General features: G+C 69.7%; 1 protein-coding gene. It reads left to right on the top strand.

The genetic code is table 11. The features are described from left to right. Window positions 1-508 precede the first annotated feature (508 nt). Window positions 509-2971, top strand: a complete 2463-nt coding sequence (locus ACFV61_RS35350; protein ID WP_380496226.1) for a Helicase associated domain protein — start codon at window positions 509-511, stop codon at window positions 2969-2971. Window positions 2972-3081: the final 110 nt, after the last annotated feature.

Here is a 3081-nt window from a genome sequence, read left to right as displayed (position 1 = left end):
GCATGCGTTATTCCCCGATGGAAATCCAGCGGTAGGTCACGCCTCCGCTTCGCTCCGGCGTGTTCCCCCGCAAGCGGGGGAACTGAATTCCGCAAGCGGAATTCGATGAGCTAACCGGCAGCAGTGCATCACTCGTGTACTGTGTAGGCCCAGCAACTCCGGTCCACATCCCACCATTTGACCTCCCCCCACCTCACAACAGGTCAATGCCAACGCCCGCCCCTATCTGTCGAGCCTGGTGGACTCCGCTTCGCTCCGCCCACCCTGAGCGCCCGTCACCACCCACCCCCAAAATCATCGTCCGAGAAACATGCCACCTCCGGGCCGGTTTCATTCCCGAATAGCGCCGTACATCACCCTGGATCGGGAACCTTCAGCAAGCCTGATGCATCAAAGCGATGCACTGTGTAGAGTCAGTGTTGCAGGCACACCCCCGTATTCGGCTCTCTTGCGGGCTTCGTGCGGTCAAGGAAAATCCCCTCCAGCATTCCATGGAAGGATCGGGGACATGCCCATCGAGTTGCGTGACCACCAGATCGAGGCGGTCGACGCGATCATTCGCGCGCTGGACATCCCGCCGGGCAGGGCGATTCCGGCGGACGGGCTGCGGGCACAGATTCACGCGGCCTGCGGGACCGGGAAGACGTACATCTGCGCGGCTGCCGCGCGGCGGATGGTGCCGCGTGGCCGGGTGCTCGTGCTGGTGCCGACGCTGGCGTTGCTGGGGCAGACCATCAAGGCGTGGCGGGAGGTCGGGCACACGGGGCCGGCGGTCGCGGTGTGCTCGATGGAGGACGACGTCGAGCTGTGGTCGATGGACGTGCGGTGCACGACGAACCCGATCCGGCTGGCGATGTGGCACGGCTCGGGGCCGGTGACCATCTTCGCGACCTACAGCTCGCTGGGGGTGCTCGCGGAGGCCTTCGAGGGCGCCTACGGCAAGAGCCTGGACCCGCTGGACCTAGCCGTGGTCGACGAGGCGCACCGCACGTCGGGGAGTCTGGGGAAGGCGTGGGCGGATATCCACCACCAGGACGTGATCCCGGCGGCACGGCGCCTGTACGCGACGGCGACCCCGCGTATCTGGCAGGAGAGGCCGGCACCGTCGTGGGAGCTGCGGGAGGGGGAGCGGCTTGAGCGGTTGCCGCAGGAGATGGCCGCGTCCATGGACGACGAGGCGATCTTCGGGCCGGTGGCGTGGAAGCTACCACTGTCAGAGGCGGTGAAGCGAGGCCTGCTCGCCCGCTACCAGATCATCGTCGTCGAGCTCACCGACCCGGTCGTCACCCCCGAGAAGCTCATGAGCCCCGAGAAGCGCAGCGAGGAGATCCGCGGGCAGCGGCTCGGCGCGCTCCAGGCCGCGATGCTCCACACCATGGCGCAGCACGGGTTGCAGACGATGATCACCTTCCACCATCGGATCATCGAGGCGCAGGCGTTCGCGGAGGGCCTGTCGGCCGTGGCGGGGAAGCTGCACGCTGGTGACCCCGAGTTCTACCCGGAGCGGGTCTGGGCGGACTGGCTTAAGGGCGAGCACGCCGGCGAGAGGCGCCAGCGGGTGCTGGCGGAGTTCGGGCGCAGCGCGCGGCGGGCGGTGCTGGCGCAGTGTCGGGTGCTGGGTGAGGGCGTGGACATCAGGGCGGTGGACTCGGTGGCGCTGTTGGATCCGAAGGGGGCGCCGCACGACATCGTGCAGGCGGTCGGGCGGGCGCTGCGGCAGCAGCCCGGTGAGGGGAAGCTGGCGTCGTTGATCGTGCCGGTGTTCCTCAAGGAGGGCGAGGCACCGCAGGACATGTTCACCTCTGGGAGTTACCGGCCTTTGGTGAATGTGTTGCAGGCTTTGCGGGCTCATGATGAGGAGGCCGTGGAATTGCTGGCGATTCCTCAGGTCGAGCAGACGAATGTGGTTGAGCCGTCGTTTGATATCGGTCCGGAGCCGCAGGAGGGTGAGCAGGAAAGCCGGATGCTGCTGCGTTTCTCGGCTCCCAGGGATCCGGTGATGGTTGCGCGGTGGGTGTCGTTCAATGTGATCGACACGGAGCGGCAGGACTGGGCTCGTGGTTGGTCGGCGGCCGAGAAGTACTACAGGCGGGAGGGGCATCTGCGGGTGCCGTTCGACCACCGCGAGGCCGCGAGGGAGGGGTTGGAGTACGCGAAGGCGTACCCGTTGGGGCACTGGGTGAGTGAGCAGCGCAAGGCGTACGCGGCCGGGGAGATGGAGGGCAAGCGGGTCGAGCGGCTGGAAGCGTTGGGGATGGTGTGGGACCCACTGGACGCCGCGTGGGAGGAGAACTTGGCCGCGTGCCGGGTCCACTTCGAGCACCACGGCACGCTGGCCGCTCCCCGTACCGCCACCGCGTTGGACAAGCCGGTGGGGCAGTGGCTGTCCAACCAGCGCCGCCCCGGCGTCCTGGACGGGCGTCCCGACCGGGTGGAAGCCCTGGCCGGGATCGATCCGGACTGGAACCCCGGGTGGCCGCTGGACTGGCAGCGCCACTACGCCGCCGTGACCGAGTGCGTCCAGGGCGGGGCGCAGCCGGCGGACCTGCTGCCCGGGGTGACGGTGCACGGGCTGGATGTCGGCCGGTGGCTGGAGCGCCAGCGTCAGCGCGTCGTCTGGCACGGCCTGATGGACGAGCAGCAGCAGCGCCTGGCCGCACTCGGCGTCGAGCCGCTGGCGGCCCCGGCCGCTGGCGGGGAAGGCCAGGGGAAGGGCGCAGCGGGTGGGCGCAAGACCGGCGCTGGGAAGGTGAGCGCGTTCGACCGCGGGCTGGTCGCGCTTGCCCGGTACCGGGAGCGGGCCGGGTCGGTGACCGTGCCGCGCCAGCACGTGGAGGAGATCCCGGGCGGCGACGGCGGCACGGTGGAGGTGAAGCTCGGGGTGTGGATCTCCAACACCAAGACCCGCCGGGCGAAGCTGACCGGCGAGCAACTCGACCAGCTCGCCGCGCTCGGACTCGACTGGCGCTGACCCGGCCGGGCCCGGGGTGTCGGGGGGGGGTGCGCCGCCCCCGACACCGGTGGCGCCACACCCCCCCCGGGCCCCGCCCCCCGGGCGCGGCGGGGGGTGGGGGGGGGGGG

The sequence above is a fragment of the Kitasatospora sp. NPDC059817 genome, from assembly GCF_042731835.1.
Taxonomy (GTDB): Bacteria; Actinomycetota; Actinomycetes; order Streptomycetales; family Streptomycetaceae; genus Kitasatospora.
This window is presented reverse-complemented; position numbering and strand designations above follow the sequence as displayed.